This window comes from Caloramator quimbayensis, from assembly GCF_900167605.1.
Classification (GTDB): Bacteria; Bacillota; Clostridia; order Clostridiales; family Caloramatoraceae; genus Caloramator_B; species Caloramator_B quimbayensis.
This window is the reverse complement of the sequence record NZ_FUYH01000016.1, coordinates 1-24,520: the sequence shown is the minus strand read 5'-3', so window position 1 is coordinate 24,520 and position 24,520 is coordinate 1. Positions and strand designations below refer to the sequence as shown.

The window sequence follows — 24,520 nt, the reverse complement described above, 5'->3', positions numbered from 1 at the left end:
ATAGCACAATTTAAATCCTTTTAAATAGTATTAATTAGCATTTTTGCGGTTCCAAGATTTGTAGCAAGAGGTACATTATGAACATCACAAATTCTAAGAAGAGCTGTTATATCTGGTTCATGAGGCTGTGCTGTTAATGGATCCCTTAAAAAAATAACAAGATTCATTTCTCCGCAGGCAACCATAGCACCTATTTGCTGATCTCCTCCTAATGGCCCGGATAAAAATCTATTTACTTCAAGACCAGTTTCTTCATTTATTATTTTTCCAGTTGTACCAGTTGCATAAAGTTCATGCTTTATTAAAACATCCTTAAACTCCTTTGCAAATTCAACCATTTCATTTTTCTTTTTATCATGAGCAATAAGTGCTATTTTCAATTAAATTCCCCCTTAAAAGTTTATTTTTTGTCTTCTCATACCAACATTTAAAATAAGTGCTATTGATATTATGCTTGTTAATAATGAACTTCCACCATAGCTTACAAGAGGAAGGGTTATTCCTGTTATAGGCATAAGCCCTATATCCATTCCAATGTTTTGTAGTATTTGAAATAAAAACATCGTTATTATTCCCATTATCATGTAAAAACCAAATTTATCCTTTGAAGTATTAGCAATTCGTATACTCTTGTAGATTATATTTAAATAGAGAGCAAACAAAAGCATTGCTCCAAGAAATCCCCATTTTTCTGCAAAAACACAAAATATAAAATCTGTATGGGATTCAGGGATGAATTTACCATTAGTTAATCCCCCAGCCCAGCCTGTTCCAAAAAATTTTCCCGATGCAATAGCAGTTTTTGCAAGCAATGCATTATATCCTTTTCCAAGTTTATCCATTTCCGGCCTGAAGAATACAAGGATTCTATCCTTTTGATAAGGTTTTAAAATATTAAGTTTCCATATTCCTACAACAGATATTATTGCTGCAATTGCTCCTCCATATATAAATTTTAAATCGAGGCCTGCCATAAAAAGCATTCCTATAATCGTAACAAAAAATATAAGATTTGTTCCTGTATCAGGCTGCAGCTGTATAAGGCCCATAGGAATTATTGATACAATGATAAGTTTTATCAAATTTTTAGGCTTATTAATATTATCCATATCCTCCATAAGCTTAGATAGGGTTATTATAGTTGTAATCTTTGCAAACTCTGAAGGCTGTATTCCAAAGGGACCAATTCCAAGCCAAGACTTTGCATTGTTTCTTACGGAACCAACTGCCAATACAACTATAAGCAAAAATATACTTCCGGCGTATAGAATTTTGTAATAACTTCCAATTGTATTATAATCCACCATTAATATAAAAAAACCAATAATAAGAGAAACGATAAAATATACTATTTGAAAAACTGTAGTTTTTAAAACGCTCATGCTTATGCCATCAGATGTGATAGCAAGAGTAGCGCTACCAATAGTAATAATGCCTAAAACCGTTATACATATCATGCTGAAAATTATACTATAATCTATATTTTTAAATAACTTTTTATTGATTATCATATGAAATACTCCTCTTAATAATAGTCAGATTGATTATAGCATAATTTTTATTTTTTTAAAACAAATAAAAATTTAACAGAGTATTAAAAAAAGATAAGAATATTTTTATTCTTATCTGTAAAATACTTACAATCAGTATTTGCTTATTTCTTTCATCTTCTTTATTGGAATATTAGCAACAAGAGCTGGTACTTCACAGCCTTTTTCTCCCGATTTTGTAAATTTAATTTCAAGCCCCTTCTCATCGATTTCAGCATAATCCGATATAATCTTAATAATATCTCCCTTTACAAGTTCAAGAAACTGAGGAGAAACATTTGCCCTGTCATGTATCAGAATAAGCTTAAGCCTTTCCTTTGCAATGTCCTTTGACGGAGGTTCTTTACCAAACATTTTTAACAAATCCATAATTACCCCTCCTTACTTCTTAAAAAAGAATTTTTTAAGCGCTGAAAAAAATCCTGTATTTTCATCCTCAAAATCTATAAAAGGAACTTCCTCACCTGTTATTCTTCTTACAATATTTTTATATGCTTGTCCTGCTTTAGCTCCTTCATCAGTTATAACCGGCTCCCCTCTATTAGTAGAGATTACTATTTTCTCGTCCTCAGGTACAATTCCAAGAAGCTTAATAGCAAGTATGTCCGTCATATCATCGATATTTAGCATTTCTCCTTTTTTTGTCATCTCATATTTAATTCTATTTATTATTAGCTGATGATTGTCAAGCCCCTTTGCCTCTAATTTCCCAATTATTCTGTCTGCATCTCTAACAGCTGATACTTCAGGAGTCGTAACTACAACAGCCATGTCTGCTCCTGCTACAGCATTTTCAAACCCATGCTCAATTCCAGCAGGACAATCAATAACTATATAGTCAAATTCTTCTTTAAGTTCATTAACTAATTTTTCCATCTGTTCAGGTTTTACAGCTGTTTTATCTCTTGTCTGTGCTGTTGGAAGAAGATAAAGATTTTCATAGCGTTTATCTTTAATTAAAGCCTGCTTTAATCTGCATACTCCCTCAACAACGTCCACAAGATTATAAACTATTCTATTTTCAAGTCCAAGATGCAAATCCAAATTTCTAAGCCCTGTATCAGCATCGATTGCAACTACCTTTTTTCCAAGCATTGCAAGCCCTGTGCTGATATTTGCAGTTGTTGTAGTTTTCCCAACTCCGCCCTTTCCGGACGTAACAACAATTGATATTCCCATTTAAATCCCTCCATTACCAAATGTGTTTATTAGGCAAATATGGTTCAATAATTATAGCGCCATCCTTTATTCTTGCTATTTCAGGTATTTTTGGTTTCTCATCGTAACTATCTGGAGATCTTGCTATTAAATCCGCTATTCTAAGCTGTGATGGCAATAACTTATATGCAGCAACAATTGCTCTTTTGTTGCCATTTAATCCTGCATGAGCAATTCCTCTAAGCACTCCAAGAACTATAATATTACCAGATGCTGTAACTTCTGCGCCTGAATTTACATCACCTATAATTACAATATTTCCATTGTAATTTACATTTTGTCCTGATCTAATTGTTGACCTATAAAATTTAGTTCTTCCTTCATATATTCCAGTAAAAATTTTTTCATTTCCTTCAATTATTTTATCGGAATTATATCCTAAAATGTTTATATTAAAAATATTTTTAAATTCATTTTTGAGCTTAATATAATCTTCATCTTTTATATTCATACTCTTATCTACTATGTACATATCACATCCGCTAAAAAAGTCTTTTGCATTTTCAATTTTATTTTGCAGTTCTTTTTTAACTTCATCAAAGGTACCTGAATTAATATAGGCTATAATTCCATTTTTATTGCCTTTTATCGTAATATTGTCCATTGCAAACCTCCAGAGGCTATATATTTTTATATTCTTCAAAATATTTTTTTTTCCTTCTTTTTTGTATTCTTTATGTCTACTATTTTATCATACAAATCTTTATAAAAAAATATAATAATCATTATTATTCGACAAAATAGGTAAATTTAAATATTTTGCTGTAAAAAAAGCCCATATTACTACAATAATAATTATATAGTAATACAGGCTCTATTTTATACAATGATATTATATTTTATTTATTTGGTTTTTGAGCTGAGTTTTCATTCAGTCCGAAATATGCATCATATATTGATCTTGCTATACCTGCAACATATCCTCCGTGCCCTGCATCATAAATAACAACTGCTACAGCTATTTTAGGATTATCAACAGGTGCAAAACCTACATACCATCCATAAGCAGCCCTTCCATGATTTTTTTGGCCTTCACTTACAGACGCACTTCCTGTTTTTCCTGCAGTTGGCAATGAATAATTTTGAAATGCTGATGCAGCAGTACCTCCTTCTTCAGTAACTTTTGCCATTCCAGATTTTATTAATGATAGATTTTGAGGATCAATATCTATCTTATTTATAACTTCAGGCTGTATATCCATCTTTACAGAACCGTCAGAATTTAGAACCTGTTTTATAAGATGAAGTTTATATCTAGTACCTCCATTTGCAAGAGTTGAAATATAGCTTGCCATTTGAAGAGGAGTCAAAAGCGTTGAACCCTGACCTATAGCTGCATTTAAAAGTTCTCCCCTGCTGTTAGCTTGAGATTCAAAGGAATTAATTTTTCTTTTAATATAGTCAACTGCTTTTTTCCCCTGAGAAGTATTGCTGTCAATTTGAAGTTTTTGAAGCTGCTTTTCATCAAACTCTCCATTAAGAAGCATTTGTTCAATTATTTTATATTCCTGAGTACCCTTTGTTATCGCTATTGAACCATATTTCGTTTCTGATAACGTTTTTACTATTTCATTCATAGCGCTGTTTATATATTTAATTTTATACTTGAAAGGATTGCTGACATCTCCAGGTTTTTCATCTATTTCAATTCCAGTATAAGGAGCTTCACCAGTTTGGGGGTTTGAAGAAAGTCCAAATTTCCAAGCCCAGTTTGCAAATCTTTCATATCCTAATCTGCTCGCAGTTTCAAAAAAGAAATAGTTGCATGATACCTGAAGAGCTTTTGATACATCCACAGGTCCATGGCCTCTATGCTGTTCATTCCATATCCAGCAGGCTCTATACTGGTCATATTTCCCCTTACAATCAATAATCGTTGAAGAATTTATTACATTCTCTTCAAGAGCGGCAAGAGCTGTTAAAGGTTTAAACGTTGAACCTGGAGGACCTGAACCCATAGTAGCATAGTTAAACATAGGTTTAGGGTTTAAATCATATATATCTTTAACATTTGGATCACCAAATAACTTTTTTACAATAACAGGATCTTTAATAGAACCGGTTTCAACAAATAAATTAGGATCATATGAAGGATCATCAGGACTGCTTTTTAGTGTCGTACTTGCAAGGGCAAGTATTTCCCCTGTATTTACATCTACTACAACTGCCGCACCTCTGTTAGCATTAGGATATGGTTCATCAGTTTTAATCTCCCCTGTAGAAATTTTTCTCATAGTATCCTGAAGAGCTTGTTCTGCAACCTTTTGAAGTTTTAAATCAATTGTCGTTTTTACAGTATCTCCAGGAATAGGATCAAGAGATGCTATTTCCTTTATGATTCTTCCATATTTATCAACCTGAACATATCTTACTCCAGGCTCTCCTCTTAATGCAATGTTTAAATCTTTATTGTTCTCGAGAGTTTTTTCCAGTCCAAGCTTGCCAACCAATTCTCTGCTTATATCATAACCAAGACTTTTATAAAGCTCTGACTCGCTCTCGTCGATTTTTCCAAGATATCCAAGAAATGCAGAACCCACTTCATTATTAGGGTAATATCTCATAGGATCGACTTTACAAATGATACTTGGAAGTTCTTCACTTTTACTTTGAATTGAAAAAGCTGTTTTTTTACTTACATTTTTAGCTATATAAACAGTTTTGTATTGAGAATAACCAACTTCTTTAATTGTTAATCTTAAAGAAATTAATTTTTGTATTTCGTCCATATTTAAATCGTTTTTTAAAACGATATTCCCATTGTCATCCTTTTCTGTTAGTCCAAAATTATCTGATAGGGTTAAAAAGGTACTTTTAGCATCTAAATTTTCGTCTATTTTGTATTTTTTCTTAAAATTCTTTTCTAATGTAATTTTTAATTTTTCACTAGTTGTATTGAATTGAAAACTATAATTATTTTCCTCTATTTTTATAGGTAAATTTTGGGTGTTAATCTTATCTGCATCGCCATTTTTAATTATTATCCTAATAACCTTTATAAGAGTGCTATTAATTTCTTCATTTTTCTGTTTTGGGTTTATATTAGCATAGGTAATATTAAAACTCTGTTTATTTGTAGCAAGCTTTAAACCATTCCTGTCTAATAGCTCTCCCCTTGACGCAAGTTCATTTATTTCCTTTCCACCCATATTCTCTGCTACACTTCTATAATAATCTCCTTTAATAATCTGAAGATATATTAGTCTTGATATCAGCAGTGTAAATATTACTGCAACAATTATCATATATGCAGTAACTCTATCAGGTTTTTTTTTCATCATATCACCATTCCTAAAATTTCCATTCATCACTCATTATATCTTTTAAGCATATATTCTTTGTAAATCCGTATAAAAATAAACTTACTATTGAATTATAAAGTGGCTCTAAGATAAGAAGCTGAAAAACATGATGCCTAAATTCAAATTTTATAGATGCAATATAAAAATATGAAAAGTAAAAAACTATTTTTAAAATAGTAAATATAAAGGTAAAAAAAGCAGGTATTATTAGAGAATCTTTAAATATTCGCTTCTGTACTTGACTTAAAATGTATGCAGAAACAACATAGACAATTGAATTAATTCCAAACAAAAATGGGAAAAAACAGTCTCTAATAACACCGCAAAATAATGCAAAAAATACACTTTCTATTTCATTTCGTAATAGAGCAAAAGAAATAATAAACACAAAAACTATATCCACTGCAGCTCCAAAAAAATTTATTTGCGAAATCAGTGCCTGCTGTAAAGCGATTATTAATAAAGATATAAATATAATATAAGTATATTTTTTCATAAAAATCTCCTCATTTAATTACAACCATAACCTTTTGAAGCTTTGAAAAATCTACAGAAGGTTTTATATAAGCAGTATTCATGAGATTTGACTCTTCTTCTATTTTTATTATTGTACCTATTTGAATGTCTGAAGGTATAAGTATATCTTCATTGTTAATTATATTTGAAGTCACGATTAAATCTCCAGGCTTTGCCTTAGTTTCAAGAGGAAGATAATCTATTTTACACATTTTTTCCTTAAGTGAATTACCTTCTCCTACAACCATACCATCTTCTCCAGTAGAAGAAACTTTTCCTGGAATATTGGACTTTTCATCAAGTATCGTAAGCACCTTTGATGTATTCTTATTAACCTCAATTACTTGTCCAACAAGTCCCTGACTCGCCAATACATATTGACCTTTTTTTATGCCATCGTCTTCTCCTACATCTATAATTATAATATCAAACCAGTTTTCCCCAACTTTTCCTATCACATTAGCAGATGTGAATTTAGTATTTTGATGGGTGTTTTTAAGATTTAAAAGGCTCATTAATTCTTCGTTTTCCCTTTTATATCTTTCATATTCAATAAGTTTTTTGTTTAAACTTTGTATTTCTAAGTTAAGGCGAAGATTTTCCTTTCTTAAAGAAGTAATAGATGATATATAATAAACCATATTATTTATCCTTTGCCCTGCAATATAAATATATTTTTGAACAGGAGTAATTGTAGAAGTTATTGCACCCTGAATTATACCCGTATTATCTTTTTTATTTGCAGTTATTCCAACAAAAATAGTAAAAGCAAGGCAAAGAACAAGTACTATAGTAAGTAACTTGTTCTTTAAAAAGTCCATCTATATCCCTCTTTCTACCTCGATTTTCGTGACGATGCATAGGCTCTTCCAAATTTATCTATATGTTCAAGAGACTTTCCTGCTCCGAGAGCAACGCAATCGAGAGGACTGTCAGCAATACGAACAGGCATATGAGTCTCTTTGTTTATAAGCTCATCAAGACCTTGGAGAAGCGCTCCACCGCCAGTTATCATTATACCCTTATCCATAATATCTGCAGCAAGCTCTGGAGGTGTTTTCTCGAGGGTTGATTTTATCGAGTCAATTATTGCAGAAACAGGTTCTTTAATCGCTTCCCTTATCTCTTGTGAAGTTATAGTAATTATCTTTGGAAGTCCTGTTATCAAATCTCTTCCCTTTATTTCCATTGTCTTTTCTTCTTCCCTTGGAAACGCAGAACCAATTGTTATCTTAATCTGCTCAGCAGTTCTCTCACCTATCATAAGATTGTATTCTTTTTTAATATATGTTACTACCGACTGATCAAGTTCGTCTCCAGCAATTCTTAATGACTTGCTCGTAACTATACCTCCAAGGGATATAACCGCAACCTCAGTGGTACCTCCGCCTATGTCAACAACCATGCTTCCTGTTGGTTCGCTTACTGGAAGTCCCGCACCTATAGCAGCTGCCATAGGCTCCTCCATAAGGTACACTTCGCTGGCCCCAGCCTGCTTCGTAGCCTCTTCAATAGCTCTTTTTTCTACCTCAGTAACACCTGATGGAAAACATACAACAATCCTTGGCCTTACGAAGGAACTGTTATTTGTAACCTTTTTAATAAACATCTTCAGCATCGTCTGGGTTATATCAAAATCAGCTATTACACCATCCTTTAAAGGACGAATAGCAACTATATTCCCAGGGGTTCTTCCTATCATTTCCTTTGCTTCATTTCCAACTGCAAGAACTGCCTTTGTATTATCATTTTTTATTGCAACAACTGAAGGTTCTCTAAGTATTATACCCTTTCCCTTAACATATACTAAAGTATTAGCTGTACCTAAATCTATTCCCATATCCTTTGAAAATCCAAATAAAGCCATCTTATTTCTCCCTTCATTCTAAGATTAATCATATTGAATCTATCATAAATATTTATATTATACCTTTTTCTTTCAAACTTATAAAGCTTCCATCACCAATAATTATATGGTCGAGCAAATCTATTCCTATAATCTTTCCTGCTTCAATAAGCCTTCTTGTAATATTAACATCTTCCTGGCTTGGCGTTGGATCACCAGAAGGATGATTATGAAGTACAATTATTGAAGCACTGCTCTTTTTTATTGCTTCGCTGTATACTTCTCTTGGATGAACTATAGATGAATTAAGATTTCCAATAGATAAATCTTTAACATCTATTACTATATTTTTAGTATTTAAAAATATAACTCTAAAATGTTCCTTCTTAAAGTATCTCATATCTTCCATAACAATCTCTGCTGCATCTTTTGGACTATTGATGCTTATTATTTTATCATTACGGTAATTTCTAAGTCTTTTCCCAAGTTCAATCGCTGCTTTAAGCTGTGCAGCCTTTGCATTTCCAATGCCCTTAATCTGACTTAATTCCTGTATAGTACAGCTTGATAAAAACTCTAATCCTTTATTTTGTGCTATCAGCCTATTAGATATGCTAAGTGCATTTTCAGATTTTGTGCCTGTTCTTATAATGATAGCTAAAAGTTCAGAATTAGACAATGCTTCAGGTCCGAATTTAATAAGCCTTTCTCTTGGTCTATCTTGTACAGGTATATCTTTTATTGTTAATTCTCTTTTCTCCATATCAAATTTCTCCTGTCAAAAGATTTACCCCCATATTCCCTAAAGCAGTATATAATTTGTTAACTGGAAAACCTACTACATTAAAGTAACACCCCTCAATTTTTTCAACGAAAAGACCTCCAAAACCTTGTATGCCATAGGCACCAGCTTTATCGAAGGGCTCCTTCGTTTTTATATAATCCATAATTTCATTTTCAGTTAAATTTTTAAAATATACGAGAGTTTCTTCATAACTTTTATATATATTCTTCTCTTTCTTATCAATTATACAAATTCCAGTAATAACTTTATGACAATCCCCACTAAGCTTTGAAAGCATATTAAATGCATCCTTTTCATCTGAAGGCTTTCCAAGTATATCCCCGTCTTTATAAACAACAGTATCTGCTCCTATTATTATGCAATCTTCTCCTACTTTTTGAGCTACATTAGAAGCCTTTCTTTCTGAAAGTTCACATACAAGTTCGTAGGGTGATAAAAAATTCAGCATCTTTTCATTATACTCCGATGGAATTACATCAAATTTAATATTGAAGGTATTTAATATTTCAATTCTTCTTGGAGAATTAGATGCTAGTATAACTCTTTTCACAATACCACCTACATTTTTTTATAAATAAAATATCCAAAAATCATGCCAAAAATCGATAAGATATTTATATTAAAATTGATGCCAAAAGTTAAGGATATCAATTTTAAATTTAACGTTACTGGGTTATTCATCCCAATAGCAGTATAATGCTTTAAAAAAGCAAGATTTTTAAAATTTTGACCTATTGCCTCACCTAATGCACCTCCTGCAAGTCCACACAACAAAACTATAAGTATAAGATACCTATATCCCCTAACCATTTTGCCACTCATTGACAATCCTCTCTTATAATTATTGATTAAATAAAGCATTTTTAAACAGATTTTTTATTTTTCTACTTATATTAGTTTAACATTTTACACAAGCAAGCACAAGTCGTTTAAAAGTTAATGTATAAAGTTTAATATATTATTAAAAAATAAACAAAGCCAGGGAAATTACTTCCCTGGCAGATTTTGCAAGCTGTCTACTTATAAATGTTATCGGCTTCTGTCTCTGATTAGTTAAAATCTATCTCTCTTTACATAATGAGTATGGAGATACTTATGGCTTACTTCGCTGTTAGGTTCTTTTAAGAATTCATCATATAACTTCTTAATATATGGATTCTTGTGAGATTTTCTTAATGGAAGGTCTTTATCCTCGCTATATATTCCCTTTGCTCTCTCTAACCTTACATCTACTTTTTCTTTTACTTTAGCATTTACTATAGGCTGTCCTCCTCCATTTACACAACCGCCTGGACACGCCATAACTTCAATGAAGTCAAAATGCTTTTCACCGCTTCTAACCATTTCAAGAACTTTTCTTGCGTTAGAAAGTCCATGGGCAACAGCTGCATTGATTTTTCTTCCATCTGGAAGTTCAATAACTGCTTCCTTAATATCTTCAACACCACGAACAGCTGTATAATCAACTGTTTCAAGCTCTTTGCCTGATAGAAGTTCAAATATTGTTCTTAAAGCTGCTTCTGCAACGCCTCCAGTTGCACCAAATATAACGCCAGCTCCGGTTGATTCTCCAAATGGATTGTCAAATTCTTCATCGGATAGATTTATAAAATCAATTCCAGCTTCTTTTATCATCTGTGCAAGTTCTCTTGTTGTTAAAACGTAATCTACATCAGCAAGACCATCGCAGGATAATTCTTCCCTATTTTCTTCAAACTTCTTTGCAACACAAGGCATTATTGATACAACAACTATATTCTTAGCATCTATACCCATCTTTTGTGCAAAATAGCTCTTTATTAGTGCTCCTTCCATCTGATGAGGAGACTTACATGTTGAAAGATTATCGGTCATATCAGGATATTGGTGTTCTACGAATTTTACCCATCCAGGACAGCAGGAAGTCATAAGAGGAAGGTTTTTGCCTGTATTTAATCTCTTTAAAAGCTCTGTACCTTCTTCCATTATAGTTAAATCTGCCGCAAAGTCAGTATCGAATACCTTGTCAAAGCCAAGCTTTCTAAGTGCCGCTGCCATCTTACCAGTTACTCTTGTTCCCATTGGAAGTCCAAACTCTTCACCAATTGCTACTCTGACTGCTGGAGCTGTTTGTACAACAACATATTTTTCCTTGTCATTTAGGGCTTTCCACACATCTTTTATGTTTTCCTTTTCATGCAGTGCTCCAACTGGACATGCTATTATACATTGTCCGCAATTTACACAAACAGTTTCTGATAATGCTCTGTCATATGCGGGAGTAACATTTGTGGCAAAACCTCTTCTTGCCCATCCAATAGCATGAACTGTTTGAACGTTTCCGCAGGTACTTATACATCTTCCACAGAGTATACATTTTTCCTGATCCCTTACAACTGATGTTGAAGAATCATCTATAATACCTTTTGTTCTCTCTCCCTCATACTTTATGTCTCTAATATTTAATTCCTTTGCTAACTTTTGAAGTTCACAGTTTTCACTTCTAATGCATGTTGTACACTCTCTTTTATGATTTGAAAGTAAAAGTTCAACAACTGTTTTTCTTGCATCTCTTACTTTTTGAGTGTTAGTCTTAACATCCATATTGTTTTCAGCAACAAGTGCACAGGATGCTATAAGTCTTGGTCCTACTTCAACGAGGCAGGCACGGCAGGAAGCAGGATTATTAACATCCTTAAGGTAGCAGAGAGTTGGTATTTCAATACCTATTTTCCTTGCAGCCTCAAGTACGGTTGTGCCCTTTGGGACTTCAAGTTCTATACCATCTATTTTAAACTTAACCATTTCCATAACATTCACCTCTCATTTGCTTCATTATTTCTTAACTATTGCTTTGAAAGGACATTTTTCCATACAAGCTCCGCATTTTACGCACTTGTCCTGATTAATCTCAAAATGCTCTTTAACTTTTCCTGTTATAGCTCCAACAGGGCAGGCCTTAGCACAAATACCGCACTTTTTGCATATATCATCTACTATTGTGTATTTCATAAGAGCTTTACAAACTCCAGCAGGACACTTCTTATCAACAACATGAGCTATATATTCATCTCTGAAATATTTTAATGTTGAAAGCACAGGGTTTGGTGCTGTCTGTCCAAGGCCGCACAATGCAGATGCTTTGATTTCTTTTGCTAACTCTTCAAGTTTATCAATATCTTCTAATGTTCCCTTACCCTGAGTTATTTTTTCAAGTATTTCAAGCATTCTCTTAGTTCCTATTCTGCAAGGTGTACATTTTCCGCAGGACTCGTCCCTTGTAAAGTCGAGGAAGAATCTCGCAACGTCTACCATACAGTTGTCTTCATCCATAACTATCATTCCGCCAGAACCCATCATTGAGCCAAGGGCTGTAAGCGTATCATATTCAATAGGTGTATCAAGGTGCTCAGAAGTTATACATCCTCCAGATGGTCCTCCTGTTTGGACAGCCTTAAACTTTTTACCCTTTGGAATTCCTCCTCCAATTTCAAATATTATTTCCCTTAATGTAGTTCCCATTGGTATCTCAACAAGTCCTGTATTTGTAATTTTTCCTCCAAGTGCAAATACCTTTGTTCCTGGGCTCTTTTCAGTACCAATACTTCTAAACCATTGTGCTCCATTTAATATAATAGCTGGTATATTAGCGTAAGTTTCTACGTTATTTATTACAGTTGGCTTTTTCCACAATCCTGATTGTGCTGGGAAAGGCGGTTTTGGTACAGGCATACCACGTCTTCCTTCAATTGACTGCATTAGAGCTGTTTCTTCTCCGCATACAAACGCTCCAGAACCTAACCTTAATTCAATATCAAAGCTAAAGCCTGTCCCAAGTATATCGTCACCTAAAAGTCCATATTCCCTTGCCTGCTTTATTGCAACTTCAAGCCTTTGAACTGCTATAGGATATTCTGCTCTAACATATATAAATCCCTTGCTTGCTCCTATGGCATATCCGCCTATTGCCATAGCTTCAAGTACAGAATGCGGATCTCCTTCAAGAACAGAACGATCCATAAATGCTCCTGGGTCGCCTTCATCTGCATTGCATATTATATATTTTTGATCTGCTTTTTCCTTTGCAGTTAATTCCCACTTTATTCCTGTTGGGAAGCCTCCGCCTCCTCTACCTCTTAATCCTGATTCTTTTACAACTTTTACAACTTGTTCAGGAGTCATTTCAGTTAAAACCTTTTCGAGGGCCTTGTATCCATCAAATGCAATATATTCGTCTATATTTTCAGGGTCAATAACACCGCAGTTTCTAAGTGCTATTCTGAATTGTTTCTTATAGAATCCAAAATTGTTCAATGATTTTATTCTATCATCTTCCATAGCTTCATGGTAAACAAGTCTTTTCAATATTCTACCTTTTACAAGGTGTTCTTCTACAAGTTCAGGAACGTCTTCCGGCTTTACCTTGCTGTAAAATGCTCCTTCAGGATACACAATAACTATAGGACCTAATTCACAAAGTCCAAAACAACCAGTTCTAACAACTTCAATTTCATTTTCAATACCATGTTTTTTTATTTCATTTTTTAAGTTCTGTAAAATAACCATTGATTCAGATGATGTACATCCTGTACCACCACATACTAATACCTGTGAACGATAAAACGCCATATCTTACCCTCCCATCAATCGTTTTGTACTGAATAATCGTTCAGTACTTTTCCATCAACAACATGCATAACATATTCATCAACAACTTTACCTTCAACTACATGTTCTTTTACGATTCTTCTTGCTTTGTCAGGAGTCATCTTTATATATGTTACCTTTTCTTCACCTGGTCTTATAACTTCAACAATAGGCTCGAGTCTGCAAAGTCCAATACATCCAGTCTGTGCAACTATAACATCCGATAATCCGAGTTTGCTTACTTCATCCATAATAGCTAAAAGTACAGGTCTTGCACCAGCTGCTATTCCACAAGTTGCCATTCCAACTACTATTCTTGTTGTAGTCCTATCTTTTCTTTGATTTACAACATCGAGGGTCTTTTTTCTTATTTCTTCAAGTTCCTTTATTGTCTTCATTAATATACACCTCCACCGATTTCATCAATACCTTCTTTTATATATTGTTTAATCCATTGAAGTATGTCTGGTAATGTCAAATCCTCACCTATCACCTTTTTTATCTCTCTGCTGTCAAAATTAAATTCCTTTTCATTTACAATATGTTTATATAAAATATCCACCTGAGGATAAAGCAATACGCTCATAATAGTATCCTCAATTCTTCCTAATGGAGCTCTGTCTATATGACTATATTTCATTACAGCTTCAATTTCTGTACCTTTATCCTTTGCAGATTTTATATCTAACCTGCCTTCACATCTTAAACAAGCTGCTTCAAACAGCGGAATTCCAAGACCAACTTTTCTTGTTTTACGTGAAGTCACAAATGGATCCTTTACTTTTTCTATATCTTTCTCATCAATGCCGCATCCATTATCCTTTATAATTATTTTTAATATATCACTATTTTTATCTTCTATAATTTCGAGGCATATTAGAGTTGCCTTCGCACTAATAGAGTTTTCAATTATATCCATAATGTGAAGAGATAATTCTCTCATATTTATTCCTGCTCGTATTCTTTTAATATACCTGGAACATCATCTGGAGTTAACCTTCCATAAACTTTGCTGTCAATCATCATAACAGGTGCGAGTCCACATGCACCAAGACATCTTGTAGCTTCGAGGGTGAATTTTCCATCTTTTGTTGTATCATTAACTTCAACATTAAGCTCTTCAGATATTTTATCAATAATCTGCTGTGCTCCCTTTACATAACATGCTGTACCAAGGCAAACTCTTATTATATGTTCTCCCTTTGGTTTTAAAGAGAAAAATGAGTAGAATGTTGCAACACCATAAATCTCAGACATAGGAATATTAAGCTCATCAGAAACTTTTTTAAGTACATCCTCTGGAAGATAACCATAAATGTTCTGTATTTGTTGCAGAACAGGCATTAAGCCACCCTTAACGTCCTTGTAGCTGTTTATTATTTCTAAAGCCTTTTCTAATCTGTCATCTTTTTCATTGCATCCACAATTGCAGCAGCATTTTTGCTCATTTGGCATGAATACCTCTCCTTTCGTTTGTTAATTAATAAACAATTTTATGCAAAAAATATTATATGTTATTCTGGCCAATAAAATCATATAGGGATTTTATTGAAAATATTTCATTAGCCAGATTTTCAAGCACGGATTCCTTTTGATTTTTTTTCATAAAAATTAAATATTTATCTATATTCTGAATTATTATATCATTAGTTGCTTTAAAATAATCTATAGTTTTTTTATCTAAATCAGAATTCATAATCTTAATAGACAGCTCTTTCAAAATCTCATTTTCTTTATTAATCTCTGCTAATAAATTATCTGTATCTGAATTATAATTATTTATGTAACTTAATTTTATTTGGCATTCAATAATACTTTTTACGCTTTTAATATATTCTATTAATTCTGCATCATCACTATTTTCTGCTAAATTTAAAGGAATTTCTTTTACTACATAATCGTACTTCAAATTTTTAAATTTATTCTTTAAATCTTCAAAATCATTGTTATCTGATATACCTGCAATAACTCTATAAATGTCCTTATCCTTAACAACTGCACAATCTACATTAACTTCTTTTAAAACTTTTTTTAGCATTTCTGCATTAGCTTTGCTTGTAAATACTCCAGATTGAAAATAATATATATTATAGATATGGTTATTTGTATTTGCAGAAACAACTGTTTCTTTTTCTTGTTTAGGTTCTTTTTTTGTAATTGGAATAATAAAACATTTCGCAAGAATACTTCCAAAAACAATTGCAGCTATTGGTAATACAACAGTAAACATTAAAATTGCTTTAATTTTTTTAGAGCTCTTAACTTTACTTAAAATTTGCCTATACATTAAATTCATAACAACACCGCCCTAATACTCTTAAAGCCCACATTAATTATAACAGAATATTAAATATATTGAAAGTTTTTTTATTTAAAAAAAGTTCATTTTGTTCATTTTGTTAATTTTATTAAAAAAGATACCAGTTCAAAGGTATCTTTTTTAATTAACAATTCGGGTTGCACCTCTATATCTTGAGGCATAATAATTATCAGATAAGCTTGTTGTAACAACACGGCCTGCTCCAGAGGAAGCATGAATAAACACGTTATTTCCAATATAGATACCAACATGGGATATACCTGCTCCGCCGGTTTCAAAGAACACAAGATCTCCCATTTTTAAATTGTCTTTAGAAACTGCAAGTCCAATTTTGGATTGTTCTGATGCTGAGTGTGGAAGATTAATCCCTGCAGCTTTGTAAACATACATAGTAAATCCTGAACAGTCAAATGCTTTAGGTGAAGAAGAACCATAAACATACTTAACATTTTCATATTTTTTAGCATAATTTACGATTCTTTGAACATCTCCTTCTCCTAGTACAGCTCCAGAGCCTCTAGAATAAGCTGCCCCTCTTTTTGAAGTAGTTCGTTTTGTTGTTTTCTTCTTTGAAGAACTTTTTGTTGTTTTTTTAGAAGTTTTATTACTGTTTGAGGTTTTAACTGATGTCTTTTTCTGATTAGATTTAGAAGAGGTTGATGCTTTTGCTGAAACTTTTAAATCAGTTATTGGAATAATTAAAAATAAAACTAAAGTTAGAATTAGTAAAAAACTACTCTTTTTCATCAATATTCTCCTTCCTGCCTCCGAAGTTAGCTGACGGGTTTGGGAGAAGGATTCCCTACCGGCTAAAGCCAGATTCACCCCTACCTTGGTTCCTCCGTACTCAATTAGAGATTCGGCATTAAATTATTCATATATATCATAAATCAAAAATAAATTTTTTTCAATCTCTATTATTGATAATTCTAAAAGGAAATTATTGTTATTCAATTTGTTTTTTATATATTGTCATATTCTTATCATTTGATATCATGCCTTTAATAGTTCTAACCATCTTATAATCATTTTTATTCCAAAAATATTTTCCAGATATATTATCATCCACTACAAGAGCGCAGAAAACTTTTACTGAATAGTTTTTAATAAAAAATTCTTCTATATCTTTTATTATGCTCGTTCCAAATCCTTTCATTCTATATTTTTCTAATACTATTATCGACATTAGCCAAAGTTCTTTTTGAATATTGTTTTCAATTCTACCTTTAATTATCCCAATAAGTTTTTCTTCAATATATACTCCGCAAAAAAATTCTAAAGAATTAGTTAGTGTTTCAAGATATCTTTGCATTATGTCATCAAAAGTAAGATAATTATCTCTCCCAAGGGTCTTATAACTTTCTTCCGAACGATTGATACAATTAAGGGCTTCATTCAGTTCCTCCAATTTTATATTTCTGATTACGTAATCATTTTTAATTATCTTAATCGGAATCAATATTTCTCAGCTCCTAACGCTCTTTTTAGGAAATCAAAATTTAAATATTCCTATATGTTTTATTCTATATAATATTTTAAATTCCTTTTTTATTTCTTTTTCTTAAAAAGATTTATTTCAAAAGTATAATATCTTTTTGTATTCAAGGTAAAAAAATAAAAGCCTTGATTTCTCAAGGCTTTTTTGGTGCGAGAGACGGGACTTGAACCCGTACGCCATAAGCACACGCCCCTCAAGTGTCTGACTCTTGTGTGAAAGTATTATTTAACAACAAATGGTGCTTAAATGGCATATTTAATATAATTTCTATATCTAACATACCATTTTCATCTTCTGCTATTAAGATTTTACTTATCAACATTTGCAGGTGTGCATTTGAAAGTTTTTTATCATTTATTATGTTGTTTAGCATATCTATACTATGCTGTATACCTAACTTTGCATTATCATTTATTTGTTTCATTTCTTGCAGAGTTTTAATTTGTTCATTCAGTAATTCAATCTCTTTTTCATTATCTTTAATTAATTCCATAAACAACTCTTCATTGATTATTTTTTTTGCTAATTGCTTTGCATATTCTTTTGCTTCATTTTTTAATTCTATAATATTAAGTTTTAATTCTTCAATTTTTCTTGAATAATCTCTTTTTTTGTAATTCCATTCTTTAATAAAAACATCTATTTTACTAAGATTATCCTCAGCAACTTCTTTTAATCTAATTAAATATTGATAAATCATATCATCTAATTCTATTTCATTTATTCTATGAGAAGAACATACATTTTTACCGAATCTATGATACCCATTACAAACATATTCAACATAACCATCTCTTTTTTTTGCAACAAAACTTGCTCCACAATTTTTACATTTTAATAAACCTGCATATCTATGGATTTTACTATTACACGATGCTCTAACGTTATTATTCGTCCTGTTTTCTCTTATTTTTTGTGCTAACACCCATGTTTCCTTATTTATTATAGGAGGATAAAAATTTTCATGGATAATATGTTCTTCTTCTGGTAAATCTTTTTTAAATTTATATATTACAGAACGTGTTGAAACACCACAACGTAGTACCCCTATATAAGCATCATTACTTATTATTCTTTGTATTGTCCTGTCGCTCCATACTTCTCCACCAATCCATTCTTTTCCGGGGTGATATATTTTATTATATAATTTCTTATGATACCATGCAGGGGTATGATATTGACGTTCATTCAAATATTGTGCTATTTTTTTACTGCCATATCCATCAATATATAATTTATAAATTAATCTTACTATGTCTGCACATTCTTCAAATATTTCGATTTGTTTTGTAGTTGTATTTTTTATATAACCAAAAGGTGGAATAATAACAAACCCATCTTTTTGTTTTTGTTTAAATCCTGCTCTTATTTTACGGCTTATATCTTTAGCATATTGTTCATTAAGAATTTGTTTAAATCCTATTAGAATATCGTCATTTTCATTTAAGCTATCAATATTTTCAGTTACGGAAATAAGTTTTACATTGTTTTCTCTTAAATATTCTAAAAATAAAGCCGAATATGCCTTATGTCGCCCTATTCTGCTTAAATCTTTTACAAGTATAATATCTGCTTTTTTTAATTCAACTACTTCTTTTAATTTATTTAACCCTTCTCTGTCAAATGTCATTCCTGAAATATTATCATCTTCAAATATTTCAATTATTTTGTAGTTTTTAGATTTAGCATAATCATACAAAATTTGTTTTTGGTTTGTGAGTGAGTTTTTCTCATCATCTTCATCTCTGGATAATCTTACATATCCATAAACACGTTCCTTATTCATGTTTCCCCTCCTATGTATAAAAAATTCACAGAATATTTTATTACAATGTCTATTCTGTGAACATTATACACTATTAAACAAACTCAATCAATTATTTTATTTTCTTTTGCATAATCAAATATTATCTTATAAAGGAAATCGTTTAAATTATCTTCATTCCCTTTATATGTATAAGTTATAGTCCTTATTCTACTTTTATTATCTAAATTATTAAAAGTTTCTTTATAAATATTATTATTATTTTCAATTTTAACTAACTGATAAATAATAATCACTCCTTTGAATATGTTTATTAAATAAAAAAGGTACAACATAGAAGTTGTACCTAATAAAAAGTGCGTCAAATTTAACACACCTTTAGAAAATATTCTTTATCTGTATTCTAAACGGTTCAGATATAATAGTACCTGCTGTATTTTTAACCCATAATTTCACATAACCTATATTTGTACTATTTGCTTTTACTATACAAGTGTTAGCATTAGCATCTTGACTCTGTATTGTTGCAAGTGTAGTAGGATTAACCCCATCATCACCAGTAAGGTAAAATTCTGATGTTTCAGTAATTGGCTGTCCATTATCGGTAAATGTTGCAGTATATGTTGCTGTTTTATCTTTGACTATTGAAGTATTGCCACTAATAGAAACACTGTAATTATGCTGTGGTAAAGCAGTAACTAAAATAGATATTGTGTCATATACATTCGGATTATCCGTTAAGTAAGCGGTAATAATACATTCTCCTGCTTCTATGGCTGTAATAAGTCCGTTTGAATCAACTGTTGCAATAGAAGTATTATCACAACTAAAGGTAACTGTTTTATCAGTTACAACATTTCCGTTTAATTTAACCTGTGTATTTAACTGTAAAGTGCTTTCTGCTTGTATACTTGCTGTTTCTCCGTTTGTTATTTCTAAAGTATAAATATAATCTCCTGCATTGGCAATTTCATTTATTAAATCATCACTTGATATAATACTATCTAAATCACAATAAAGTATTAATAAACCGTTTTTAGTTCTATCTATTCCCGTAACCTTCCATGCTTGCTTCATTTTTATAAATCTTTGTCCTATAATGATGTTTGTACTATCTGCATTATCCTGCATAGTTACAACAATTTTACCTGCTGGAATACTTAAATATTGGTTTGTTTCTATATCAAAAACCTTTGAATCAATTATACAAGGGAATTGTTTTACAATGCCTTGAAAGTTAAACTTTATATTATAGTTACATTTCTGGATTATACCTTTATAGTAACTATACCTTTTATGCCCTATATCACTAATAATAAGCCATTTCTCATTTAGCCAATTGATTAAATCCCCTCTTTTAATCTCTGCTGTTGTGGATACAATCCTAATATCTGCTTGTCTATTAACTGGAAGATTACTTATCAATGCTTTTGTTGATGTTGTGTCATTATTTATATAAATATTATCTCCTGCCATAATAAGTGCATAAAAATAATCATTTTGTGGAAAATCAAATATATTCACTTTATCAACTCCATTTCATTTTATTAGAATGTAAACTTAATTTATACCCTTTTTAATATGCTGTCCGACTTTTTTGTCGGATAGTTTGGACAAAGTAAAAAGCGTAACATAAAATGGTTGAAATGCTTGATATATCTATGTTGGAAGGCATTTTCTAAAACTTAATAAAAGGGGGTAGTAGTACAATTGTATTACCCCCCTATATCATAAGCCCTACAACCCTTGAAAATACTACATTCTACAATTTAAAAAGCGTTACATTTATCCCTATGTTTTTGTACTCTTAATCTTGTCTTTTCTTTTTTAATTTTATCTTTACATTTAGGGCAATACTGCCCATTCTTTTTATCTGTTGTAAATTGTTTATTGCATGATTGACATACTTTATTATAAAGTTCCTTTGTTTCCTCTGCATCTGGAAGTAATTGTTTATATAATTCTTTATCTAAAGGTAAAATTGAATTTATAAAGTATTTGCAAAGTACACTATACATACAATTCATTTGCGGACAATCTATTTCTAAAAGAATACATTGTCCATTATCATAATTAGCACATTCTTTTTTAATCAATTCCTTTATTTTATTTGCCTGTTTTATATCTGTTGTAATCTGCATATTGTTTCCTCCTGTGTTATTAGTTCCTAAAAGGAAATAAAAAAGGTGTTCCCAAATTGGAAATACTCTATGACATCGACATTGTCGACATCATCTTTTAAGGGGTAGTTAACTTTACTACCCCTTTTATTCACAAATTAATTTATGAATATATCGTTTATAATAAATATGTTACCAACATAGCCACTAAACCAGCAATAATACTTATTGTTGCTATTTGCCAATTTCTTTTAGGTATTATATATTTTTCCAACCTATCAACTTTTGTTGATAGAATGTCGATAGATTTTTTCATATTAGTAACTGCTTCAAGAATCATATCAATTTTATTTTCGTTTTGCATACTGTTTCCTCCTTATTTGTTTCTAAATCATAAATAAAAGGATACTCACAATGTGAATACCCTATTCTCTAAATATATAAGTCCAATTTGCACCATCTGCAATATTATCTGCTGTTTCATCTGCTGGAAGTAACCTTATTTTTCTTTCTAACTGGGATATTCTATTTTGTATACTATCAGCAAAGTCCATTATTGATATATCCTCATTCTTATAATTCTTCATAAGGTTTGGATTATTTGCAATTGCTTCAAGTACACTTAAAACAGTAGAATATATTGCTCTTTTGGCTGTGTTACTTGTAGGGTTATAATCCAAAGTAGGATTAGTTATACCGTTTTCCTGTGCAAGTACGGTTAATTCGGTATCACTAAAGGAAATGTCTTGTAATTCAAGTTTAATTCTTTCTAAATAAGTCATAATAAAACCTCCTGTAATTGATTTTAAGGATTATTTAAAAATGCCTTCAAATGCATACCTGTATTAATTTTTTCCGAGAGCCCTTGAAAATAGTGGCTTCCCAGAAGTTTAGCGAAGTATAGTTCGCTAAACGACTTCTACAACCATTGAAAATACTATGTTTCTAAAAGATTTTCGTAAATAAGAGGAAGAATATTTTATTTTATTTTATTTTTATAATAAATATTAAATATATCAATAGTAAACCTTGCATTATACCCTAAGGTATAAAATGAGGTATACCTTTATTCAATAATTGCCTTTAATTGATATGCTCTAAACAAGTTATATCAATGTTTTTTGTGATACAATAGGATAAGCATTTTAAGGGGTGGGGTGGGGTGGACTATTTTATATTTTTTTAAACGGTGAGAAAGTGGTTAGCTAAGGACGCAAAATTCAAAAAGGGGGTATCAACTTCCTACATAATTGTTATTATATAGTGAATACCTTAAAACCCTTGATAATACTACATTTCAAAAATTGTTTATTTACATTTAATAAAATTTTTGTTTTATTTAATATCATATTTGCTTATATATAAGTACACTAAATCCCTTGATACTGCTACATTTGTATTATTTATACACAAAAAACATTATGCTAAATGCGAATTTCTCATAATGTTTTATGATTGTGTAACCCTTGATAATACTATGTTGGCAAAGGTTTTAGATAAAGAAAAATCACCATTGTATATATTTATAATTATACATTTTATTGTATAATTATACACATAATAACAAGGCGGGAATGAGTGAACATTTCCCTCTCCTCTCCAATCCACTATTTTCAATACTTCCATGTTCCTCTCAATCCCCTTTTACCTACTCAAAAATACTACAAACAAATAATACTAATAAATATAGAATATCCAATTAACACAATATGTTGTATTATTAATTTTCATTTCTACTATATGTAGTATCATTTTGTATTTTCTGCATCTCTGTTGAAACATCATAAACATATGGTGTTCTTGATAGTGCTGTTTCAAGTGATATAAGTCCATTTTGCTTTAGTGTAGTAATGTTGCTGATTGTCTCTGCTGCGTTTTGTGGTATGTCATATTCAAAGGTACAACTAATATTACCTGTTGTTTGTATTCCCTTTAGTTGTAGTAATCTTCTTATCTTGTCCCATCTTTGTATAAATCCATCAAGTAAACTATCTTCATTTAATCTTGCTTTTACACTTGCTAAGGAATACATCATTCTTATAGATGTTTCTGATAGGTTAGATATTTCTACTGAGTTCATGGCTATTGCAGGTGTTTGAGATATATTTAATAATTGTGTCATTAGAATATCATATAATGCTTTAAAACTTGCTGAATCCATTTTATTCTGGATAATACTAAAATCTGCTGTATCATCTATCTGTAACATAAATCCTACTGCATTTGGGTCTATTGTACCTTTATTATCTTTAGTTGTTAGTCCTGTTCCTTTTAGTACGGGTATTCCTGCTATATATTTATAAAGTCCATCATGGTATTTACTTATTAAATCTTCTAAGGAATCTAAAATACTCATATAATCTTCTAAACTGCTTTTACCTCTACAAGAATCCGTTTCATTTATAGTTTTATATTGAATTGGTAATCCCGATATGTTCTTATATTTTCCTGTAATGTGTAATTCTCCGCTATCATCTGTATATTGTATAACTTCATTATCAGTATACAAAATATAATAAGATATACCATCAACAATATAAAATTCAATAAATGCTATCATATTACCCATTTCATCAAATACAGGGTATGAATCCTCTGGAGGAATAATCCTGCTTGTTATATTTCCGTTTTGGTCTATATAAATGTTTAGTGTAAAATATAAATACAAAGAGTTGCAGAAATAAAATACAAATAAAAAAATGGAAAAAAGTCATTGCCAACATCCTCAAAATAAACTACCCTTTAGTTGATGAGGCTAAAGGGGGTAGAAAGGAATGTTAACAATGACTCAAGTTAAGAATATCAAAAAGCTGTACTATAGTAAAGGGAAAAAAGTAAATGAAATTGTTAAAGTTACTGGGCATAATTACAGAACAGTAATAAAATATCTTGAAAAAGCTGATTTTAATCAAAGTTTAGGTAAACAAGAAGGAGATAAAAGAGGACGGCCTAAG

General features: G+C 31.2%; 26 protein-coding genes, 1 pseudogene and 1 riboswitch. Of the genes and pseudogenes, 1 reads left to right on the top strand and 26 read right to left on the bottom strand.

Annotation, left to right across the window (positions count from 1 at the left end):
- Window positions 1–20: 20 nt before the first annotated feature.
- From mgsA to B5D15_RS10355, 26 genes are all read right to left on the bottom strand, one after another.
- Entirely contained in the window at window positions 21–380 is a 360-nt protein-coding gene (gene mgsA / locus B5D15_RS10485; RefSeq protein WP_078697080.1) for a methylglyoxal synthase, read from the bottom strand.
- Between the two features lie 12 nt (window positions 381–392).
- Window positions 393–1,511, bottom strand: a complete 1,119-nt coding sequence (rodA, locus tag B5D15_RS10480; protein WP_078697079.1) for a rod shape-determining protein RodA — start codon at window positions 1,509–1,511, stop codon at window positions 393–395.
- Window positions 1,512–1,643: 132 nt separating this feature from the next.
- On the bottom strand, window positions 1,644–1,919 hold the full coding sequence (gene minE, locus B5D15_RS10475) for a cell division topological specificity factor MinE (RefSeq protein WP_078697078.1): 276 nt from the start codon (window positions 1,917–1,919) through the stop codon (window positions 1,644–1,646).
- Window positions 1,920–1,931: 12 nt separating this feature from the next.
- Complete coding sequence (gene minD / locus B5D15_RS10470; RefSeq protein ID WP_078697077.1) at window positions 1,932–2,729, bottom strand: septum site-determining protein MinD; 798 nt, start codon at window positions 2,727–2,729, stop codon at window positions 1,932–1,934.
- Window positions 2,730–2,742: 13 nt separating this feature from the next.
- Window positions 2,743–3,372, bottom strand: a complete 630-nt coding sequence (gene minC / locus B5D15_RS10465) for a septum site-determining protein MinC (RefSeq protein ID WP_078697076.1) — start codon at window positions 3,370–3,372, stop codon at window positions 2,743–2,745.
- A gap of 235 nt (window positions 3,373–3,607) precedes the next feature.
- Complete coding sequence (locus B5D15_RS10460) at window positions 3,608–6,049, bottom strand: penicillin-binding transpeptidase domain-containing protein (protein ID WP_179122267.1); 2,442 nt, start codon at window positions 6,047–6,049, stop codon at window positions 3,608–3,610.
- A gap of 10 nt (window positions 6,050–6,059) precedes the next feature.
- Entirely contained in the window at window positions 6,060–6,566 is a 507-nt protein-coding gene (mreD, locus tag B5D15_RS10455; RefSeq protein WP_078697074.1) for a rod shape-determining protein MreD, read from the bottom strand.
- A gap of 10 nt (window positions 6,567–6,576) precedes the next feature.
- Window positions 6,577–7,407 carry a rod shape-determining protein MreC gene (gene mreC / locus B5D15_RS10450; RefSeq protein ID WP_078697073.1) on the bottom strand — a complete coding sequence of 277 codons (831 nt, stop codon included), beginning with the start codon at window positions 7,405–7,407 and terminating at the stop codon, window positions 6,577–6,579.
- Window positions 7,408–7,421: 14 nt separating this feature from the next.
- The gene (locus tag B5D15_RS10445; protein ID WP_078697072.1) at window positions 7,422–8,453 is read right to left on the bottom strand and encodes a rod shape-determining protein; all 1,032 of its coding nucleotides are present in this window, start codon (window positions 8,451–8,453) and stop codon (window positions 7,422–7,424) included.
- Window positions 8,454–8,505: 52 nt separating this feature from the next.
- Complete coding sequence (gene radC / locus B5D15_RS10440; protein WP_078697071.1) at window positions 8,506–9,195, bottom strand: RadC family protein; 690 nt, start codon at window positions 9,193–9,195, stop codon at window positions 8,506–8,508.
- Between the two features lies 1 nt (window position 9,196).
- The gene (locus B5D15_RS10435; protein ID WP_078697070.1) at window positions 9,197–9,787 is read right to left on the bottom strand and encodes a Maf family protein; all 591 of its coding nucleotides are present in this window, start codon (window positions 9,785–9,787) and stop codon (window positions 9,197–9,199) included.
- Window positions 9,788–9,795: 8 nt separating this feature from the next.
- Window positions 9,796–10,059 (bottom strand): DUF4321 domain-containing protein, encoded by a 264-nt coding sequence (locus tag B5D15_RS10430; RefSeq protein WP_179122266.1) that lies wholly within the window; start codon window positions 10,057–10,059, stop codon window positions 9,796–9,798.
- A 231-nt stretch (window positions 10,060–10,290) separates the two neighbouring features.
- Complete coding sequence (locus tag B5D15_RS10425) at window positions 10,291–12,027, bottom strand: NADH-dependent [FeFe] hydrogenase, group A6 (RefSeq protein ID WP_078697068.1); 1,737 nt, start codon at window positions 12,025–12,027, stop codon at window positions 10,291–10,293.
- A 24-nt stretch (window positions 12,028–12,051) separates the two neighbouring features.
- Entirely contained in the window at window positions 12,052–13,845 is a 1,794-nt protein-coding gene (locus B5D15_RS10420) for an NADH-quinone oxidoreductase subunit NuoF (RefSeq protein WP_078697067.1), read from the bottom strand.
- A gap of 14 nt (window positions 13,846–13,859) precedes the next feature.
- Window positions 13,860–14,261, bottom strand: a complete 402-nt coding sequence (locus B5D15_RS10415; RefSeq protein ID WP_078697066.1) for a (2Fe-2S) ferredoxin domain-containing protein — start codon at window positions 14,259–14,261, stop codon at window positions 13,860–13,862.
- Window positions 14,261–14,806 carry an ATP-binding protein gene (locus B5D15_RS10410; protein ID WP_078697065.1) on the bottom strand — a complete coding sequence of 182 codons (546 nt, stop codon included), beginning with the start codon at window positions 14,804–14,806 and terminating at the stop codon, window positions 14,261–14,263. Before B5D15_RS10410 ends, B5D15_RS10415 begins: the two co-directional genes overlap by 1 nt.
- 2 nt (window positions 14,807–14,808) lie before the next feature.
- Window positions 14,809–15,318: an NADH-quinone oxidoreductase subunit NuoE gene (nuoE, locus tag B5D15_RS10405; protein ID WP_078697064.1), complete on the bottom strand. Its 510-nt coding sequence runs from the start codon at window positions 15,316–15,318 to the stop codon at window positions 14,809–14,811.
- 52 nt (window positions 15,319–15,370) lie between these two features.
- A complete protein-coding gene (locus B5D15_RS10400; RefSeq protein WP_078697063.1) occupies window positions 15,371–16,159 on the bottom strand; it encodes an SPOR domain-containing protein in 789 nt (262 codons plus the stop codon).
- A gap of 144 nt (window positions 16,160–16,303) precedes the next feature.
- Window positions 16,304–16,930 (bottom strand): C40 family peptidase, encoded by a 627-nt coding sequence (locus B5D15_RS10395; RefSeq protein WP_078697062.1) that lies wholly within the window; start codon window positions 16,928–16,930, stop codon window positions 16,304–16,306.
- Window positions 16,931–17,058, bottom strand: a riboswitch (cyclic di-AMP (ydaO/yuaA leader).
- 71 nt (window positions 17,059–17,129) lie between these two features.
- Window positions 17,130–17,642, bottom strand: coding sequence for a GNAT family N-acetyltransferase (locus B5D15_RS10390; RefSeq protein WP_179122265.1), 513 nt, complete (start codon window positions 17,640–17,642; stop codon window positions 17,130–17,132).
- A 232-nt stretch (window positions 17,643–17,874) separates the two neighbouring features.
- A complete protein-coding gene (locus tag B5D15_RS10385; RefSeq protein WP_078697060.1) occupies window positions 17,875–19,467 on the bottom strand; it encodes a recombinase family protein in 1,593 nt (530 codons plus the stop codon).
- Between the two features lie 357 nt (window positions 19,468–19,824).
- On the bottom strand, window positions 19,825–20,970 hold the full coding sequence (locus tag B5D15_RS10375) for an Ig-like domain-containing protein (RefSeq protein ID WP_078697058.1): 1,146 nt from the start codon (window positions 20,968–20,970) through the stop codon (window positions 19,825–19,827).
- A 245-nt stretch (window positions 20,971–21,215) separates the two neighbouring features.
- Complete coding sequence (locus tag B5D15_RS10370) at window positions 21,216–21,587, bottom strand: cysteine-rich VLP protein (RefSeq protein ID WP_078697057.1); 372 nt, start codon at window positions 21,585–21,587, stop codon at window positions 21,216–21,218.
- A gap of 157 nt (window positions 21,588–21,744) precedes the next feature.
- Window positions 21,745–21,930, bottom strand: a complete 186-nt coding sequence (locus B5D15_RS10365) for a hypothetical protein (RefSeq protein ID WP_078697056.1) — start codon at window positions 21,928–21,930, stop codon at window positions 21,745–21,747.
- Between the two features lie 61 nt (window positions 21,931–21,991).
- Window positions 21,992–22,348: a hypothetical protein gene (locus B5D15_RS10360; protein WP_078697055.1), complete on the bottom strand. Its 357-nt coding sequence runs from the start codon at window positions 22,346–22,348 to the stop codon at window positions 21,992–21,994.
- 938 nt (window positions 22,349–23,286) lie between these two features.
- Complete coding sequence (locus B5D15_RS10355; protein WP_242948734.1) at window positions 23,287–24,234, bottom strand: phage portal protein; 948 nt, start codon at window positions 24,232–24,234, stop codon at window positions 23,287–23,289.
- Between the two features lie 106 nt (window positions 24,235–24,340).
- Here B5D15_RS10355 and B5D15_RS10350 point away from each other — a divergent pair.
- Window positions 24,341–24,520 (top strand): annotated as a pseudogene (locus tag B5D15_RS10350) (IS21 family transposase); the annotation flags it as partial.